Source organism: Pseudomonas sp. UME65 (assembly GCF_014170225.1).
Taxonomy (GTDB): domain Bacteria; phylum Pseudomonadota; class Gammaproteobacteria; order Pseudomonadales; family Pseudomonadaceae; genus Aquipseudomonas; species Aquipseudomonas protegens.
This window is the reverse complement of sequence record NZ_LZZQ01000005.1, coordinates 429,088-446,859: the sequence shown is the minus strand read 5'-3', so window position 1 is coordinate 446,859 and position 17,772 is coordinate 429,088. Positions and strand designations below refer to the sequence as shown.

16 protein-coding genes are annotated in these 17,772 nt (G+C 60.9%); 7 read left to right on the top strand and 9 right to left on the bottom strand.

The genetic code is table 11. The annotated features are described in order from the left end of the window. Positions 1–96: 96 nt before the first annotated feature. From hflD to A9971_RS05590, 4 genes are all read right to left on the bottom strand, one after another. Positions 97–720 carry a high frequency lysogenization protein HflD gene (gene hflD, locus A9971_RS05605; protein WP_011062179.1) on the bottom strand — a complete coding sequence of 208 codons (624 nt, stop codon included), beginning with the start codon at positions 718–720 and terminating at the stop codon, positions 97–99. Further along, entirely contained in the window at positions 717–1,850 is a 1,134-nt protein-coding gene (gene mnmA, locus A9971_RS05600; protein ID WP_183000994.1) for a tRNA 2-thiouridine(34) synthase MnmA, read from the bottom strand. The genes hflD and mnmA overlap by 4 nt, the downstream gene beginning before the upstream one ends. A gap of 71 nt (positions 1,851–1,921) precedes the next feature. Next, positions 1,922–2,368 (bottom strand): NUDIX hydrolase, encoded by a 447-nt coding sequence (locus A9971_RS05595; RefSeq protein WP_183000993.1) that lies wholly within the window; start codon positions 2,366–2,368, stop codon positions 1,922–1,924. A 147-nt stretch (positions 2,369–2,515) separates the two neighbouring features. After that, entirely contained in the window at positions 2,516–4,741 is a 2,226-nt protein-coding gene (locus A9971_RS05590; RefSeq protein ID WP_183000992.1) for an NADP-dependent isocitrate dehydrogenase, read from the bottom strand. Between the two features lie 504 nt (positions 4,742–5,245). Here A9971_RS05590 and icd point away from each other — a divergent pair. Continuing rightward, a complete protein-coding gene (gene icd / locus A9971_RS05585; protein WP_011062175.1) occupies positions 5,246–6,502 on the top strand; it encodes an NADP-dependent isocitrate dehydrogenase in 1,257 nt (418 codons plus the stop codon). A gap of 79 nt (positions 6,503–6,581) precedes the next feature. On the opposite strand, the gene cspD is transcribed toward icd, so the two are convergent. Beyond that, positions 6,582–6,845 carry a cold shock domain-containing protein CspD gene (gene cspD / locus A9971_RS05580; protein ID WP_019092905.1) on the bottom strand — a complete coding sequence of 88 codons (264 nt, stop codon included), beginning with the start codon at positions 6,843–6,845 and terminating at the stop codon, positions 6,582–6,584. 218 nt (positions 6,846–7,063) lie between these two features. Between cspD and clpS the strand changes: the two genes are divergently transcribed. Together clpS and clpA are read left to right on the top strand one after the other, a co-directional pair. Continuing rightward, positions 7,064–7,426 carry an ATP-dependent Clp protease adapter ClpS gene (clpS, locus tag A9971_RS05575; RefSeq protein ID WP_011062173.1) on the top strand — a complete coding sequence of 121 codons (363 nt, stop codon included), beginning with the start codon at positions 7,064–7,066 and terminating at the stop codon, positions 7,424–7,426. 29 nt (positions 7,427–7,455) lie between these two features. Then, on the top strand, positions 7,456–9,726 hold the full coding sequence (gene clpA / locus A9971_RS05570) for an ATP-dependent Clp protease ATP-binding subunit ClpA (protein WP_011062172.1): 2,271 nt from the start codon (positions 7,456–7,458) through the stop codon (positions 9,724–9,726). 126 nt (positions 9,727–9,852) lie between these two features. On the opposite strand, the gene infA is transcribed toward clpA, so the two are convergent. The 4 genes from infA to trxB all read right to left on the bottom strand — a co-directional run bounded on the left by infA (position 9,853) and on the right by trxB (position 12,641). Continuing rightward, positions 9,853–10,071 carry a translation initiation factor IF-1 gene (infA, locus tag A9971_RS05565; protein ID WP_002553999.1) on the bottom strand — a complete coding sequence of 73 codons (219 nt, stop codon included), beginning with the start codon at positions 10,069–10,071 and terminating at the stop codon, positions 9,853–9,855. A 100-nt stretch (positions 10,072–10,171) separates the two neighbouring features. Then, positions 10,172–10,879, bottom strand: coding sequence for an arginyltransferase (locus tag A9971_RS05560; protein ID WP_015636288.1), 708 nt, complete (start codon positions 10,877–10,879; stop codon positions 10,172–10,174). A 58-nt stretch (positions 10,880–10,937) separates the two neighbouring features. Beyond that, positions 10,938–11,618, bottom strand: coding sequence for a leucyl/phenylalanyl-tRNA--protein transferase (gene aat / locus A9971_RS05555; RefSeq protein WP_015636287.1), 681 nt, complete (start codon positions 11,616–11,618; stop codon positions 10,938–10,940). Positions 11,619–11,690: 72 nt separating this feature from the next. Beyond that, positions 11,691–12,641 (bottom strand): thioredoxin-disulfide reductase, encoded by a 951-nt coding sequence (trxB, locus tag A9971_RS05550; RefSeq protein WP_015636286.1) that lies wholly within the window; start codon positions 12,639–12,641, stop codon positions 11,691–11,693. Between the two features lie 295 nt (positions 12,642–12,936). Between trxB and A9971_RS05545 the strand changes: the two genes are divergently transcribed. The 4 genes from A9971_RS05545 (at position 12,937) to crcB (ending at position 17,767) form a co-directional block, all read left to right on the top strand. Then, complete coding sequence (locus A9971_RS05545; RefSeq protein ID WP_011062168.1) at positions 12,937–15,345, top strand: DNA translocase FtsK; 2,409 nt, start codon at positions 12,937–12,939, stop codon at positions 15,343–15,345. A gap of 68 nt (positions 15,346–15,413) precedes the next feature. After that, the gene (lolA, locus tag A9971_RS05540; protein ID WP_011062167.1) at positions 15,414–16,037 is read left to right on the top strand and encodes an outer membrane lipoprotein chaperone LolA; all 624 of its coding nucleotides are present in this window, start codon (positions 15,414–15,416) and stop codon (positions 16,035–16,037) included. Positions 16,038–16,070: 33 nt separating this feature from the next. Then, the gene (locus A9971_RS05535; RefSeq protein WP_015636284.1) at positions 16,071–17,396 is read left to right on the top strand and encodes a replication-associated recombination protein A; all 1,326 of its coding nucleotides are present in this window, start codon (positions 16,071–16,073) and stop codon (positions 17,394–17,396) included. Then, the gene (crcB, locus tag A9971_RS05530) at positions 17,393–17,767 is read left to right on the top strand and encodes a fluoride efflux transporter CrcB (RefSeq protein ID WP_041119048.1); all 375 of its coding nucleotides are present in this window, start codon (positions 17,393–17,395) and stop codon (positions 17,765–17,767) included. The genes A9971_RS05535 and crcB overlap by 4 nt, the downstream gene beginning before the upstream one ends. Positions 17,768–17,772 lie beyond the last annotated feature (5 nt).

Here is a 17,772-nt window from a genome sequence, read left to right as displayed (position 1 = left end):
AACGAAATGGGGCGCGTATCATACATGAAAATATCCGCCGGTCCGTTGCCAACTGACCAGCGTCTTACGCGCAGCTCTTGAAAAATCAGGCGCAGCTCAGCTGCTGCGCATCAACGGATAAAGCTCTTTGAGCAATTTGCGCCGGCTGATCACCAGTTGCCAGCGATGGCCGCCCAGCTGTCGCCACAGGCGTGCCGAGCGGATGCCGGCCAGCAGCAGGGCGCGGATCTTCGAGGCATTGCTGGGCTGCTGCAGGTTGCGCATGTCGCCGTGCACCTGAATGCGCTGGCGCAGGGTGCTCAGGGTGTCCTGGTACAGCCCGCCGCACGCGGCGATGACGTTTTCGTGGGCTGGACCGAAATGTTCTACCTGGGACTGGATCTGCGGCAGGCGTTTGCCGATGGTCTCCAGCAGGTCGTCGCGCTTGGCCAGCTGGCGCTCCAGGCCGAGCATCGACAAAGCGTAGCGCAGCGGTTCGCGCTGCAGGGTGCTGGGGTCGCGCTCCAGGGCGCCAATCAGGGCCCGGTAACCCTCGCGCAGGTTGATGTCGTCGCCGCCGTAGACTTCCAGGGTGTCTTTCGGGTCGCGGATCAGCAGGCTGCCGAGCATGCAGCTCAAGGCCGCCTCGCTGACCTGGCCGGTCTTGGCGATCCGGTCCACCAGTACGGCGGCCAGGAATACACCGCCCAGCGCCGTCAGTTGTTCCTGAATCGGGCTCATGGACGGGCGTCCTTGCTGCTCCAGGGTTCGGCCACTTCGATCACGCCGCCACCGAGGCAGATCTCGCCGTCGTAGAACACCACGGACTGGCCGGGAGTGACGGCGCGCTGTGGGTCGTTGAAGGTGGCGCGGTAGCCGTTGGCGGTCTTTTCCAGGGTGCAGGGCTGGTCGCTCTGGCGGTAGCGCACCTTGGCGGTCAGGCGTCGCGGCTGGCTCAGGTCGATGGGGTTGACCCAATAGATGTCGGAGGCCAGCAGGGCGCGGGAGAACAGCCAGGGGTGATCATTGCCCTGGCCCACGATCAGCTCGTTGTGCTCCAGGTCCTTGATCAGCACGTACCACGGCTCTTCGCCGGCGTCTTTCAGGCCGCCGATGCCCAGGCCCTGACGCTGGCCGATGGTGTGGTACATCAAGCCGTGATGGCGGCCGATGACTTCACCTTCGGTGGTCTTGATCTCGCCGGGCTGGGCCGGCAGGTATTGCTTGAGGAAGTCGCTGAAGCGCCGCTCACCGATAAAGCAGATGCCGGTGGAGTCTTTCTTCTTCGCCGTGGCCAGGTCGTGTTTTTCGGCAATGGCGCGCACTTCGGGCTTTTCCAGCTCGCCTACCGGGAACAGGGTCTTGGCGATCTGCTCGCCGCCAACGGCGTGGAGGAAGTAGCTCTGGTCCTTGTTCGGGTCCAGGCCCTTGAGCAGTTCGGTGCGGCCATCGATGTCGCGGCGGCGCACATAGTGGCCGGTGGCGATCAGGTCGGCGCCGAGCATCATGGCGTAGTCGAGGAAGGCCTTGAACTTGATTTCGCGGTTGCAGAGGATATCCGGGTTCGGCGTGCGGCCGGCCTTGTATTCGGCCAGGAAGTGCTCGAACACGTTGTCCCAGTATTCGGCGGCGAAGTTGGCAGTGTGCAGCTTGATGCCAATCTTGTCGCACACGGCCTGGGCGTCGGCCAGGTCGTCCATGGCGGTGCAGTATTCGGTTCCGTCGTCTTCCTCCCAGTTCTTCATGAACAGGCCTTCCACCTGGTAACCCTGCTCCATCAGCAGGAGGGCGGAAACGGAAGAATCCACGCCGCCGGACATGCCGACAATGACGCGCTTCTTTTGGTTATCAGAAGGGGCTGGATCACGCATAGGAATTCAACGGGTGTCTTGAAAAAGGACGCGATTCTAACAGGCTGAGGCCTGCAAGGCTAAAACTGCGGTTAAAGCATTGGTCGGATCAGTGCCAGGCTGTGCGACTGGCCATCCAGGTAATCGTCCAGGCACTGCAGGATCAGCTCGCTGCGCCAGTTGGCCCGTTGCTCCAGCAGTTGCTCGCGGCTCAGCCAGCGCGGGCCGATGATGCCGTCATCCAACTGATAGTCCGGATGATGGCGCAGTGGCTTGGCGGCAAAGCACACGCGCTGGTAGGTCACGCCGTTGCTGGGGGCGGTGTAGAGGTAGATGCCGACCACGCCGGTCAACTCCACATCCCAGCCGGTTTCCTCCAGGGTTTCGCGTACGGCCGCCTGGAGCAGGCTTTCATTGGCATCCAGGTGCCCGGCGGGCTGGTTGAGCACGGCTTGTTCGCCCTGGTACTCCTCGACGAACAGGAAGCGGCCCTGGTCCTCGACGATGGTGGCGACAGTAATATGCGGTTGCCATTCCATAAAGGCACTCCTTTATAAAGGGTGAGCATTGTAGGAGCCGGCTCGCCGGCGAAGCGAGCGCTGGCTGTTTCGCCGACAGGCCGGTTGCTGCGGGCGCCAGAAGCACAAACCCCGGCGCGGGGCCGGGGTTTGTGTGTTCGCTCGTGCTTACACCAGCGCAGCGATGGCTGCGTTGAGGGTGGCGCTCGGGCGCATGGCCTGGCTCACCAGCTCGGGGTTGGCGCTGTAGTAGCCACCGATGTCCACGGGCTTGCCCTGTACGGCGTTGAGCTCGGCGACGATGGTCGCTTCGTTCTCGGTCAGGGTCTTGGCCAGGGTGCTGAATTGCGCTTGCAGGGCAGCGTCCTCGGTCTGGGCGGCCAGGGCTTGAGCCCAGTACAGCGCCAGGTAGAAGTGGCTGCCGCGGTTGTCGATGTTGCCGACCTTGCGCGATGGCGACTTGTTGTTGTCGAGGAACTGGCCGGTCGCCTGGTCCAGGGTCTTGGCCAGCACCAGGGCTTTCGGGTTGTTGTAGGTGTTGCCCAGGTGCTCCAGGGAGGCGGCCAGGGCCAGGAACTCACCCAGGGAGTCCCAGCGCAGGAAGTTCTCTTCCAGCAGCTGCTGTACGTGCTTGGGAGCCGAACCGCCGGCGCCGGTTTCGAACAGGCCGCCACCGTTCATCAGCGGCACGATCGACAGCATCTTCGCGCTGGTGCCCAGTTCCATGATCGGGAACAGGTCGGTCAGGTAGTCGCGCAGTACGTTGCCGGTTACCGAGATGGTGTCCTTGCCGTCGCGGGTGCGTGCCAGGGTGAACTTCATGGCTTCGACCGGGGACATGATGCGGATGTCCAGGTCGCTGGTGTCGTGATCCTTCAGGTAGGCCTGAACTTTCTCGATCATCACGCCGTCGTGGGCACGCATCGGGTCCAGCCAGAAAATGGCCGGAGTGCTGCTGGCACGAGCACGGTTGACCGCCAGTTTGACCCAGTCCTGGATCGGCGCGTCTTTGGTCTGGCACATGCGGAAGATGTCGCCGGCTTCGACTTTCTGCTCCAGCAGCAGGCTGCCTTTGCTGTCGGTGACGCGAACCACGCCGTCAGCCTTGATTTCGAAAGTCTTGTCGTGGGAACCGTATTCTTCGGCTTTTTTCGCCATCAGGCCAACGTTCGGCACGCTGCCCATGGTGGTCGGATCGAACGCGCCATTGGCTTTGCAGTCTTCGATCACGGCCTGGTAGATGGTGGCGTAGCAACGGTCCGGGATCACGGCCTTGGTGTCGTGCAGCTGGCCGTCGGTGCCCCACATCTTGCCGGAGTCACGGATCATGGCAGGCATCGAGGCGTCGACGATCACGTCGCTCGGCACGTGCAGGTTGGTGATGCCTTTGTCGGAGTTGACCATGGCCAGGGCAGGGCGGGCAGCGTAGACGGCCTGAATGTCGGCTTCGATGGCGGCTTGCTGATCGGCAGGCAGCGCCTTGATGCGGGCGTACAGGTCGCCGATGCCGTTGTTCAGGTTGAAGCCGATTTCCTGCAGCACGGTGGCGTGCTTGCTCAGGGCATCCTGATAGAACTCGGCAACGATCTGGCCGAACATGATCGGGTCGGAGACCTTCATCATGGTGGCCTTGAGGTGTACCGAGAGCAGTACGCCTTGCTTCTTGGCGTCTTCGATTTCAGCGGCGATGAAGGCGCGCAGGGCCTTTTTGCTCATTACGGCGCAGTCGAGGATCTCGCCGGCTTGCACGGCGGTCTTTTCCTTCAGGACGGTGGCAGTGCCGTCCTGGGCGATCAGTTCGATCTTGACGCTGTCGGCTGCTTCGATCAGGGCCGCTTTTTCGCTGCCATAGAAGTCGCCGTTGCTCATGTGGGCGACGTGGGACTTGGAGTCCTTGGCCCAGGCGCCCATCTTGTGCGGGTGCTTGCGCGCATAGTTCTTCACCGACAGCGGAGCGCGGCGGTCGGAGTTGCCTTCACGCAGGACCGGGTTCACGGCGCTGCCCTTGACCTTGTCGTAACGGGCCTTGGCGTCTTTGTCGGCGTCGCTGGTGACGGTCTCGGGATAGTCCGGCAGGGCATAGCCCAGGGCCTGCAGCTCTTTGATCGCGGCTTGCAGTTGCGGTACCGAGGCGCTGATGTTCGGCAGCTTGATGATGTTGGCTTCCGGGGTGACCGCCAGTTCGCCCAGTTCGGCGAGGTGGTCCGGTACCGCTTTGGCACCCAACTGCTCAGGGAAGCTGGCGAGGATGCGGCCGGCCAGGGAGATGTCGCGGGTTTCCACGGCGATATCAGCCGAAGCGGTGAAGGCTTCTACGATAGGCAGCAGGGAATAGGTGGCGAGGGCCGGGGCTTCGTCGGTGAAGGTGTAGATGATCTTCGAGCGGGTGGGCATATTCGGATTAACTCTCTTCTTTGCTAAAGCGTGCGCAGAAACTCGAGGTGCGCCGGGTAAGCGCTTTCGTTCAAAGGTCATCCATGAGCCGAATGTCGAGGTTTCTTCGCGGTGATGTTGGGTGCATCAGTCGAGCGTCAAGCGGGTGGGCTGCGGTAACAACCCGGCTTTGGGCGGCCATTCTCGGCTTGTTTTGTCGGTAGCAGAGCGTTCGGCCGTCGTGACTCTGTGGTCAGCGGCGGCATTATACATAGGTAGCTAGCAAAACGCCGATGCTTCATAGGCGCCCGTTCTCGTCCATTGGTCTAAAGGTCGCAGGCAGGGTGCAGGCGTAGAGTCGCTCGGGGTGCTTTACTTTGGCACTTTTCCCTTTGCTTTCAGGCTTGTAGGCCGCGAACTGTGCAGCTTTCACGGCATATGGGTGGAACATGAGGTTCCCGTCCAGATTCAACTGGGGTACGCTCGAACGCAGCCAGATGTTCAATCCACACAACGGAGTTCAGCATGGGATACAAGAAGATTCAGGTTCCAGCAGTCGGCGACAAAATCACCGTCAACGCAGACCATTCTCTCAATGTTCCTAACAACCCGATTATTCCTTTCATCGAAGGCGACGGTATTGGTGTTGATATCAGCCCGGTCATGATCAAGGTTGTCGATGCTGCGGTTAAGAAGGCTTACGGCGGCGAACGCAAGATTTCCTGGATGGAAGTGTATGCCGGGGAAAAAGCGACTCAAGTGTACGACCAGGACACCTGGCTTCCTCAGGAAACCCTGGACGCAGTGAAGGATTACGTGGTTTCCATCAAGGGCCCGCTGACCACTCCGGTCGGTGGTGGCATCCGTTCCCTGAACGTGGCCCTGCGTCAGCAACTCGATCTTTATGTATGCCTGCGCCCTGTGCGCTGGTTCGAAGGCGTGCCCAGCCCGGTGAAAAAGCCGGGTGACGTGGACATGACCATCTTCCGTGAAAACTCCGAAGACATTTATGCCGGCATCGAGTGGAAAGCCGGCTCGGCAGAAGCCACCAAGGTCATCAAGTTCCTCAAGGAGGAAATGGGTGTCACCAAGATCCGTTTCGACGAAAACTGCGGCATCGGCGTCAAGCCGGTTTCCCTGCAGGGCACCAAGCGTCTGGCGCGCAAGGCGCTGCAATATGTAGTGGATAACGACCGCGACTCGCTGACCATCGTGCACAAAGGCAACATCATGAAGTTCACCGAAGGTGCCTTCAAGGAATGGGCCTATGAAGTGGCGGCCGAAGAGTTCGGCGCGACCCTGCTGGACGGTGGCCCCTGGATGCAGTTCAAGAACCCGAAAACCGGCAAGAACGTCATCGTCAAGGATGCCATCGCCGACGCCATGCTCCAGCAGATCCTGCTGCGCCCGGCCGAATACGATGTGATCGCGACCCTCAACCTCAACGGTGACTACCTGTCCGACGCCCTGGCGGCGGAAGTGGGCGGCATCGGCATTGCACCAGGCGCCAACCTGTCCGATACCGTGGCCATGTTCGAAGCCACCCACGGTACCGCGCCCAAGTATGCCGGCAAGGACCAGGTCAACCCGGGTTCGCTGATCCTCTCCGCAGAGATGATGTTGCGCCACATGGGCTGGACCGAAGCGGCCGACCTGATCATCAAGGGCACCAATGGCGCAATCTCGGCCAAGACCGTGACCTATGACTTCGAACGCCTGATGGACGGTGCAACCCTCCTGTCTTCCTCGGCCTTCGGCGATGCGCTGATCTCGCACATGTAAGCTGTACGGCGCCCAAAGCAAACCGGCCGACTCAATCCCTTGAGTCGGCCGGTTTTTTCATGACTGGATGTTGGTTGGATCAGCTCAGGGCACTTTCGGGCTGGGCCTCGGCGGTGACGATTTCGCCGGGCACCTTCAACGCGCTGATTTTGATCGCATGCAGGCCCTTGGGCCCTTGGATGATCTCGAAGCTCACAGCCTGTCCGGCTTTCAAGGTCTTGTAGCCATCCATATCGATGGCCGAGTAATGGGCAAACAGATCGTCAGTCTTGCCCTCCTCATTAATAAAGCCATAACCCTTGGCGTTGTTGAACCACTTGACCTTACCGCTAGCCATACTCATATCCCTCTGCAACAGACTCCATCACTGGAGTATCATCCAGTTCATCCGCCGCCAAGCTTGGTAAAAAGGTTGACGCCGCGGACGTTTATTACCCAATGTGGGCCCTATTGGTTGTAACACCGTTTTGCCGATAGTCAAGTTGACCCGGCGGTCGGAGTTGAAATCCTTCCAGGGCGCCCCCACCACTGTATTTGCATAACTGACGAACCTTTCTTTCCATGCATGCAATCAGCCAGATTCGACTAACATTCAATCAGGATCGCCCGGACTTGCACGACGACGATTCCGCTGGCTTGGCAGTACAGGAGGCTAAGCCTGCTCTCCAGGCGCCGCCGATGTACAAGGTGGTTTTGTTCAACGATGACTACACGCCGATGGATTTCGTCGTCGAAGTGCTCGAGATGTTTTTTAACCTGAATCGCGAGCTGGCGACCAAGGTCATGCTGGCCGTCCATACCGAAGGGCGGGCAGTGTGTGGATTGTTTACCCGCGACATCGCCGAGACCAAGGCCATGCAGGTCAACCAGTACGCCCGGGAAAGCCAGCATCCGCTACTCTGTGAAATCGAGAAGGACGGTTAACGCCGACCACTTGGGTATGAGGTGAAGCTATGTTAAACCGCGAGCTCGAAGTCACCCTCAATCTCGCCTTCAAGGAGGCCCGTTCGAAGCGTCATGAGTTCATGACCGTCGAGCATCTCCTGTTGGCTCTTTTGGATAATGAGGCCGCCGCCACCGTTTTACGTGCCTGCGGAGCAAACCTCGACAAACTCAAGCACGACCTGCAGGAGTTCATCGACTCCACCACGCCGCTGATTCCCGTGCACGACGAGGATCGCGAAACTCAGCCAACCCTGGGTTTCCAGCGTGTATTGCAACGTGCTGTCTTTCACGTACAGAGCTCGGGCAAGCGTGAAGTCACCGGTGCCAATGTGCTGGTGGCAATCTTCAGTGAGCAAGAGAGCCAGGCGGTGTTCCTGCTGAAACAGCAGAGCGTTGCCCGTATCGACGTGGTCAACTACATCGCCCATGGCATCTCCAAGGTGCCCGGGCATGGCGATCATTCTGAAGGTGAACAGGATATGCAGGACGAAGAGGGTGGTGAGTCGTCTTCTTCGGGCAATCCTCTGGATGCCTATGCCAGCAACCTCAATGAACTGGCCCGTCAGGGGCGCATTGATCCGTTGGTGGGGCGCGAGCAGGAAGTCGAGCGCGTAGCGCAGATCCTGGCGCGCCGGCGCAAGAACAACCCGCTGCTGGTGGGTGAGGCAGGCGTGGGCAAGACCGCGATTGCCGAGGGCCTGGCCAAGCGCATCGTCGACAATCAAGTGCCGGACCTGCTGGTCAACAGCGTCGTCTACTCGCTGGATCTCGGGGCGTTGCTGGCCGGTACCAAATACCGCGGCGATTTCGAGAAGCGCTTCAAGGCGCTGCTGGGCGAACTGAAAAAACGCCCTCAGGCGATCCTGTTCATCGACGAAATCCACACCATCATCGGTGCCGGTGCGGCCTCCGGTGGGGTGATGGACGCCTCGAACCTGCTCAAGCCGCTGCTGTCCTCGGGTGATATCCGTTGCATCGGCTCGACTACCTTCCAGGAGTTCCGTGGCATTTTCGAGAAGGACCGGGCCTTGGCGCGGCGCTTCCAGAAGGTCGATGTGTCCGAGCCCTCGGTTGAAGACACCATTGGCATCCTGCGCGGCCTCAAGGGGCGTTTCGAGCAGCATCACAGTATCGAATACAGTGATGAAGCCCTGCGTGCCGCTGCAGAATTGGCCTCGCGCTATATCAATGACCGGCATATGCCGGACAAGGCCATCGACGTCATCGACGAGGCAGGTGCCTATCAGCGCCTGCAGCCGGCGGAGAAGCGCGTGAAGCGCATCGAAGTGGCCCAGGTCGAAGACATCGTGGCGAAAATCGCGCGGATTCCACCAAAACACGTCACCAGTTCCGATAAAGAGCTGCTGCGCAATCTTGAGCGCGATCTCAAGCTGACGGTGTTTGGCCAGGATGCGGCGATCGATTCGCTGTCCACCGCGATCAAGCTGTCCCGTGCAGGCCTGAAATCGCCGGACAAACCGGTCGGTTCCTTCCTGTTCGCCGGTCCTACCGGTGTCGGCAAGACCGAAGCGGCGCGGCAGTTGGCCAAGGCCATGGGGATCGAGCTGGTACGCTTCGACATGTCCGAGTACATGGAGCGGCACACCGTCTCGCGCTTGATTGGTGCGCCTCCCGGTTATGTCGGTTTCGACCAGGGCGGCTTGCTGACCGAGGCCATCACCAAGCAGCCGCATTGCGTATTGCTGCTCGATGAAATCGAGAAGGCCCACCCGGAAGTCTTCAACCTGCTGCTGCAGGTGATGGATCACGGGACCCTGACCGACAACAACGGGCGCAAGGCCGATTTCCGCAATGTGATCGTCATCATGACCACCAACGCCGGTGCTGAAACCGCGGCGCGAGCCTCCATCGGCTTCACGCATCAGGATCACTCTTCCGATGCCATGGAAGTGATCAAGAAGAGCTTCACGCCGGAGTTCCGCAACCGTCTGGACACCATTATCCAGTTCGGTCGCCTGAGCCACGAAGTGATCAAGAGCGTGGTGGACAAGTTCCTTACCGAGCTTCAGGCGCAGCTGGAAGACAAGCGCGTGCAGCTGGAAGTGACCGATGCCGCTCGCAGCTGGCTGGCCGCCGGTGGTTACGACGTGACCATGGGCGCCCGTCCGATGGCGCGCTTGATCCAGGACAAGATCAAGCGTCCCCTGGCCGAGGAGATCCTGTTTGGCGAGTTGTCCGACCATGGCGGTGTGGTCCACATCGACATCAAGGATGGCGAGCTGACCTTCGATTTCGAGACCACGGCGGAAATGGCTTGATCGCCGCATAACGCAGCAGTACAGCCAAAGGCACCGGGAGGTGCCTTTGTGCTATCTGGCGTTTGAAACGTTTTTTGCAGACGAACAAAAACGCCCGGCATAACCGGGCGTCTTGTATTGACTTGCTTAGCGAGCGCGGTAAGTGATGCGCCCTTTGCTCAAGTCATAGGGCGTCAGCTCGACGCGCACTTTGTCACCGGTAAGAATACGAATGTAGTTCTTGCGCATCTTGCCGGAAATATGCGCGGTTACGACGTGCCCATTTTCCAACTCCACACGAAACATGGTGTTGGGCAGGGTGTCGACGACAGTGCCTTCCATTTCGAAGCTGTCTTCTTTCGACATGCAGTAAAGCCCTCGGTGTCCAATGAATGGCCCGGTGCAACTGCGCCAGGCAAAAGCGGCGTGCATTGTGCCCGAAAAGTGGGGTTTAAGCCAAGACCTTCTAGTTGAGGATCACCCATCTCTGGTTAACCAGCAGCTCTATGGGGCGATATTGGGTCTTGTAGTTCATCTTTTTGCAGTTCTTGATCCAGTAGCCGAGGTACACCGCATCCAGCCCCAGGCGCAGGGTTTCGCCGATTTGCCAAAGGATCGCAAAGCGCCCGAGGCTGCGGCGCTCTTCGTCGGGTTCATAGAAGGTGTAGACCGCTGACAGGCCATTGGGCAGCAGGTCGGTGACCGCCACGGCCAGCAGGCGGCCGTCCAGGCGGAACTCGTAGAAGCGCGAGAAGGGCAGGTCTCGAACCAGAAAGGTCGAGAACTGGTCGCGGCTGGGGGGGAACATGTCGCCATCGGCGTGGCGTTGCTCGATGTAGCGCTGGTAGAGGTCGAAATACTCTTCGCTGAAGCAGGGTTTGGCCGCGTGTACGGTCAGGTCGCTGTTGCGTTTGAGAATGCGCTTTTGCTGGCGGCTGGGCAGGAACTGTGTAGCAGGAATGCGCGCCGGCACGCAGGCGTTGCAGTTCTGGCAGTGGGGGCGATACAGATGATCGCCGCTGCGCCGAAAGCCCATTTCCGACAGATCCGCGTAGACATGCACGTCCATGGGCTGGCTGGGATCGAGGAACAGAGTGGTCGCCTGTTCGTCGGGCAGGTAGCTGCAAGAGTGGGGTTGGGTGGCATAGAACTTCAGGCGCGCCAACTCGGTCATGAGTCAACCCTCGGAATAAGCTTTGCAATTAAGTGTAAGCCACCCCCGGCAAACCCGCCTAGGAAACCCATATGGCGCGGCTCGGCAGGTCCAGGTGGTGTTTCAGGTAATTCGCGAACTCTGGCCGGGAAATGGATCGGGCGCCGAGGCTGTGCAGGTGTTCGGTGGGCATCTGGCAGTCGATCAGCACAAATCCCCACGCCTTCAAGCGTTCCACCAGAGTGGCAAAGCCGAATTTCGAGGCATTGTCGGCGCGGCTGAACATCGACTCGCCGAAAAACAGCTGCCCCATGGCCAGCCCATACAAGCCGCCCACCAGCACTCCCTGATCCCAGACTTCCACCGAATGGGCGTAGCCGCGTTGATGCAGTTGCAGGTAGGCGCGTTGCATCGCTTCGCTGATCCAGGTGCCGTCGGCATAGGCGCGAGGCGCTGCACAGGCGCTGATGACTGCGGCAAAGTCCTGATCGAAGGTCACCTGATAGCGTTGTTTGCGCAACAGTTTGCCCAGGCTGCGGGAGACATGCAGTTCGTCCGGGAATAACACCGTGCGCGGATCGGGGGACCACCAGAGAATCGGCTGGCCCTCGGAAAACCAGGGAAAGCAGCCGTGACGATAGGCCTGGATCAGGCGGTCGGCAGACAAGTCTCCGCCCGCGGCCAGCAAGCCATTGGGCTCGCGCATGGCCTTTTCCAGCGGCGGGAAGTCGAGTGTGTTGCGTTGTAACCAGGTCAGCATGGTATCCAGACTTGCGGCAGGGGAGGGCGGTGGCGAGCCATTGCGGGCCCGCCACAAGCGTAGGGCGAGGGCTTAGTTGTCGTCGAGGAATTTTTCCGCATCCAGCGCTGCCATGCAGCCGGCGCCGGCCGAAGTGATGGCCTGGCGATAGACGTGGTCGGCCACGTCGCCGGCGGCAAATACCCCCTGGATGCCGGTGGCCGTGGCATTGCCTTCGCTGCCGCCACGCACCAGCAGGTAGCCGTCGCGCATCTCCAGCTGGCCCTGGAACAGATCGGTATTGGGCTTGTGGCCGATGGCGATAAACACCCCGGCCAGTGCCAGATCCTTGGTTTCTCCGCTGTGGCTGTCCTTGAGGCGGGCGCCGGTCACGCCGCTGGCATCGCCCAGCACTTCCTCCAGGTGCTGGTTCCAGTGCAGGCGGATATTGCCATTGGCGGCCTTGTCGAACAGCTTGTCCTGGAGAATCTTCTCGGCCCGCAGCTTGTCGCGGCGATGCACCAGGTGCACTTCTTTGGCGATGTTCGACAGGTACAGTGCTTCCTCCACGGCGGTGTTGCCGCCGCCCACCACGGCCACCACCTGATTGCGGTAGAAGAAGCCATCGCAGGTGGCGCAGGCGGAAACCCCCTTGCCGGCAAAGGCCTCTTCGGAGGGTAGGCCCAGGTATTGCGCCGAGGCGCCAGTGGCGATGATCAGCGCGTCGCAACTGTAGGTGCCGCTGTCGCCGATGAGGATAAACGGCCGCTGCTGCAACTGTGCGGTGTGGATGTGGTCATAGACGATCTCGGTGTCGAAGCGTTCGGCGTGTCTCTGCATCCGCTCCATCAGCACCGGGCCGGTCAAGCCTTCGACATCGCCGGGCCAGTTGTCGACTTCGGTGGTGGTGGTCAGTTGGCCGCCGGCTTGCAAACCGGTGATCACCGTCGGTTTGAGGTTGGCCCGAGCGGCATAGACGGCAGCGCTGTAACCGGCAGGGCCAGAGCCCAGAATGATCAGGCGTGAATGCTTCGCATCGTTCATAAAAACACCTCATAAGCCTTTGTCACAAAAGAGAATGCATGCTCCAATTGAACAGTGCGTAACAGGCCGTTGACTATGCTGGTCGGAGGGTTCCGACGTGGCATGGCGTGAACAAACCCGTACAATACGACGCTGTACCGGGTTTATTCAGAATTGCACTGTTTCAGAAGCAAGGGGCAGAGTGTTAAAAGTAGCCCCAGTTACGCCGGTCAACTTTATTTACCTGCTCGGATTGAGCAGTATCTTGTAGTCAATCACCCGTTGGACGCGCCCTTGGCGCAGGAAAAGACGCGTTTTGAAGAAATCCACCGCAGCACCTAAACCTGTTGTTCCGCTCTGGCGTCAACAATTGCACTACCGGCTCAAGGAAGGTGCGTTGATCGCCATTGGCGCCCTGTGCCTGTTCTTGATGATGGCACTTCTGACCTATGGGAAAGATGATCCGGGCTGGAGTCATAACAGCAAGATTGAAGACGTGCAGAACTTCGGTGGCCCGGCCGGTTCCTACAGCGCCGATATCCTGTTTATGGTGTTGGGTTACTTCGCCTATATCTTCCCGCTGCTGTTGGCGATCAAGACCTACCAGATCTTCCGCCAGCGCCATGAGCCCTGGCAGTGGAGCGGCTGGCTGTTTTCCTGGCGGCTGATCGGCCTGGTGTTCCTGGTGCTGTCGGGCGCCGCGCTGGCCCATATCCATTTCCATGCCGCCACGGGCCTGCCGGCCGGTGCCGGTGGCGCCCTGGGCGAAAGCCTGGGCGACCTGGCCAAGAACGCCCTGAACGTGCAGGGCAGCACCCTGATGTTCATTGCCCTGTTCCTGTTCGGCCTGACGGTGTTCACCGACCTGTCGTGGTTCAAGGTGATGGACGTGACCGGCAAGATCACCCTCGACCTGTTCGAACTGTTCCAGGGCGCCGCCAACCGCTGGTGGGATGCGCGCGTGGAGCGCAAGCAACTGGTGGCGCAATTGCGCGAAGTGGATGCCCGGGTCGATGAAGTCGTGGCCCCGAACGTGGCCGACAAGCGCGAGCAGGCCAAGGTCAAGGAGCGCCTTATCGAGCGCGAGCAGGCCCTGAGCAAGCACATGTCCGAGCGCGAAAAGCAGGTGCCGCCAGTGATCACACCGATCGCCACCAAGGCGCCGGAGCCCAGCAAGCGCGTGCAGAAAGAGAAACAGGTGCCGCTGTTCGTCGACAGCGCGGTGGAAGGCACCTTGCCACCGATCTCGATCCTCGACCCGGCAGAAAAGAAACAGCTGAACTATTCCCCCGAATCCCTGGCGGCGGTTGGCCACCTGCTGGAAATCAAGCTCAAGGAGTTCGGCGTCGAAGTCTCGGTGGATTCGATCCACCCGGGGCCGGTGATTACCCGTTACGAAATCCAGCCGGCGGCAGGGGTGAAAGTCAGCCGGATCGCCAACCTGGCCAAGGACCTGGCGCGTTCCCTGGCCGTGACCAGTGTTCGCGTAGTGGAAGTGATTCCCGGCAAGACCACCGTGGGCATCGAGATTCCCAACGAAGACCGGCAGATCGTGCGCTTCTCCGAAGTGCTCTCGACCCCGGAATACGACAACTTCAAATCCCCGGTCACCCTGGCCCTGGGCCACGATATCGGCGGCAAGCCGATCATCACCGACCTTGCAAAAATGCCTCACCTGCTGGTGGCCGGTACCACCGGTTCCGGTAAGTCGGTGGGGGTCAACGCGATGATCCTGTCGATCCTGTTCAAGTCCGGCCCGGAAGACGCCAAGCTGATCATGATCGACCCGAAGATGCTCGAACTGTCGATCTACGAGGGCATTCCGCATCTGCTGTGCCCGGTGGTGACCGACATGAAGGACGCGGCCAACGCCCTGCGCTGGAGCGTGGCGGAGATGGAGCGGCGCTACAAGCTCATGGCCAAGATGGGCGTGCGCAACCTCTCGGGCTTCAACGCCAAGGTCAAGGAAGCGATTGAAGCAGGTACCCCGCTGGCCGACCCGCTGTACAACCGCGAAAGCATCCACGACGAAGCGCCGCTGCTGACCAAGCTGCCGACCATCGTGGTGGTGGTGGACGAATTCGCCGACATGATGATGATCGTCGGCAAGAAGGTTGAAGAACTGATCGCCCGTATCGCCCAGAAAGCCCGTGCCGCCGGTATCCACCTGATCCTCGCCACCCAGCGCCCATCGGTGGACGTGATCACCGGCCTGATCAAGGCCAACATCCCGACCCGCATGGCGTTCCAGGTGTCGAGCAAGATCGACTCGCGGACCATCATCGACCAGGGCGGTGCCGAACAATTGCTGGGCCACGGTGACATGCTCTATATGCCGCCGGGCACCAGCCTGCCGATCCGCGTCCACGGCGCCTTCGTTTCCGATGATGAAGTGCACCGCGTGGTGGAGGCCTGGAAGCTGCGCGGTGCGCCGGAATACAACGACGACATCCTCAACGGTGTCGAAGAGGCGGGCAGTGGTTTCGAAGGCAGCAGCGGCGGGGGGGACGGCGATGATCCGGAAGCCGACGCGCTCTACGACGAAGCCGTGCAGTTCGTCCTGGAAAGCCGCCGGGCCTCGATCTCGGCGGTACAGCGCAAGCTGAAGATTGGCTACAACCGCGCCGCCCGGATGATCGAAGCCATGGAAATGGCCGGGGTGGTGACGGCGATGAACACCAACGGCTCCCGCGAAGTGCTGGCGCCGGGCCCGACGCGCGACTGATCCTTGTTTCGCTTGCAGCGGCGTGAAATCACGCCGCTCGTATACCCATCCAATTAATGAGGAATTCCATGCGCCTGATTCGCATGTTGCTGCTGCCGGTATTGGCTGTGACCACCTTATCGGCCCACGCCGACCCGAAAGACGTGGCGCGCCTGACCCAGTTGCTGGAAAAGTCCCAGACCCTGACCGCGCGTTTCTCCCAACTGACCCTGGACGGCAGCGGCACCCAGTTGCAGGAAACCGCCGGCGAGATGTCCCTGCAGCGCCCGGGCCTGTTCTACTGGCACACCGATGCGCCACAAGAACAGCTGATGGTCTCCGACGGCCAGAAAGTCTCCCTGTGGGACCCGGACCTGGAGCAGGTGACCATCAAGAAGCTTGACCAGCGCCTGACCCAGACCCCGGCCCTGTTGCTCTCCGGTGACGTGTCGAAAATCAGCGAAAGCTTCGACATCACCTCCAAGGAAGCCGGCGGCGTGATGGACTTCACCCTCAAGCCGAAAACCCGCGACACCCTGTTCGACAGCCTGCGCCTGTCGTTTCGCAACGGCATGATCAACGACATGCAGTTGATCGACAGCGTTGGCCAGCGCACCAATATCCTGTTCACCGGGGTCAAGGCCAACGAAGCCATCCCGGCGTCCAAGTTCAAGTTCGACATCCCCAAGGGTGCCGATGTGATCCAAGAGTAAGCAGCCGCAACCGCAAGGTTTCGAAGGTAGTCCATGGACCTGTTTCGTAGTGCCCCGATTGCCCAGCCACTGGCCGCACGCCTGCGTGCGACCAACCTGGACGAGTACGTTGGCCAGCAGCACCTGTTGGCCCGGGGCAAGCCGCTGCGCGAGGCCCTGGAGCAGGGCGCGCTGCATTCGATGATCTTCTGGGGCCCGCCCGGGGTCGGCAAGACCACCCTGGCGCGGCTGTTGGCGGAAGTCTCGGATGCCCACTTCGAAACCGTCTCGGCGGTGCTGGCCGGGGTCAAGGAGATCCGCCAGGCGGTGGAAGTCGCCAAGCAGCAGGCCGGGCAATACGGTCGGCGAACCATTCTGTTTGTCGACGAAGTGCACCGCTTCAACAAATCGCAGCAGGATGCCTTCCTGCCTTACGTGGAAGACGGCACGCTGATCTTTATCGGCGCCACCACGGAAAACCCCTCCTTCGAGCTCAACAACGCCTTGCTCTCCCGAGCGCGGGTCTATGTGCTCAAGAGCCTGGATGAAGCGGCCCTGGGCACCCTGGTACAGCGCGCCCTGACCGAGGAGCGGGGGCTGGGCAAGCGCCAGCTGAGCCTCAGCGATGAAGGCTTCCAGATGCTGCTGTCGGCCGCCGATGGCGATGGCCGGCGCATGCTCAACCTGCTGGAAAACGCCTCGGACCTGGCGGAAGACGGTGGCGAGATCAGTGTCGATCTGTTGCAAAGCCTGCTGGGTGACACCCGCCGGCGTTTCGACAAGGGCGGCGAAGCCTTCTACGACCAGATTTCCGCGTTGCACAAATCGGTGCGCGGCTCCAATCCCGACGGGGCCCTGTACTGGTTCGCGCGCATGCTCGATGGTGGCTGCGACCCGCTGTACCTGGCCCGGCGCGTGGTGCGCATGGCCAGCGAAGACATTGGCAACGCCGACCCGCGGGCCCTGAGCCTGTGCCTGGCGGCCTGGGATGTGCAGGAGCGCCTGGGCAGCCCCGAAGGCGAGCTGGCAGTGGCCCAGGCCATCACCTACCTGGCCTGTGCGCCGAAGAGCAACGCCGTGTACATGGGTTTCAAGGCCGCCATGCGCGCTGCTGCCGAGCACGGCTCGCTGGAAGTGCCGATCCACTTGCGCAATGCCCCGACCAAGCTGATGAAGCAGCTGGGCTACGGCGACGAATACCGCTACGCCCATGACGAGCCGGATGCCTACGCCGCCGGTGAAGACTATTTCCCCGAAGAACTCGAACCCTTGCCGCTCTATCAACCGGTGCCCCGTGGCCTGGAACTGAAGATCGGCGAGAAGCTCAAGCACCTGGCCGCCCTGGACCGGGCCAGCCCCTTGCAGCGGAGAAAACCGTGATCCCCCTGATCCTCGCAGTCTCCGCCGGTGGCGTGGCCGGTACCCTGTTGCGTTTCACCACGGGCAACTGGATCAACGCCAATTGGCCGCGGCACTTCTATACCGCGACGCTGGCCGTTAATATCGTGGGCTGCCTGCTGATCGGCGTGTTGTACGGGCTGTTCCTGGTCCGTCCGGAAGTGCCGATCGAAGTGCGTGCCGGATTGATAGTGGGCTTCCTCGGTGGCCTGACGACTTTTTCATCCTTTTCACTGGATACCGTGCGTCTGCTGGAAAGCGGACAAGTGGCGCTGGCCCTGGGCTATGCGGCACTGAGTGTATTCGGCGGGCTGCTTGCTACCTGGGCCGGCCTGTCCTTGACCAAACTTTGATAAAC